Source organism: Pseudomonas sp. BJa3, assembly GCF_026343815.1.
In the GTDB taxonomy this organism is placed as follows: domain Bacteria; phylum Pseudomonadota; class Gammaproteobacteria; order Pseudomonadales; family Pseudomonadaceae; genus Aquipseudomonas; species Aquipseudomonas soli.
Genome location: NZ_JAOXMC010000112.1, coordinates 1 through 283, shown reverse-complemented (window position 1 = coordinate 283; position 283 = coordinate 1). Strand labels below are relative to the sequence as shown.

Sequence of the window (283 nt, the reverse complement as noted above, 5' to 3'; positions counted from 1 at the left end):
GGCGTGGCGTTGTTCGGTTTCGGCGTGACCGTGGCGCTGGATCGCGAACAGGGCCTGCTGACGCTCAAGCGCGCGCAGCCGATGCCGCCGGGCGCGTACCTGGTCGCGAAGATGGTGATGGCCTTGCTCTTCGCCGCGATCATCCTGCTGCTGCTCGCCGCCATCGCCGCCGGCGTGGCCCACGTGCACCTGTCGGCCGCGCAATGGATCGCGTGGGCGACCGCGTGCCTGGTCGGCGTGCTGCCCTTCAGTGCGCTGGGCTTGTGGCTGGGCACACTCGTCA

At 70.3% G+C, this 283-nt stretch carries 1 protein-coding gene; it reads left to right on the top strand.

From position 1 onward, the window contains the following. On the top strand, positions 1-283 hold a 283-nt coding region (locus tag OH705_RS27090), incomplete at both ends, for an ABC transporter permease (protein ID WP_267303418.1).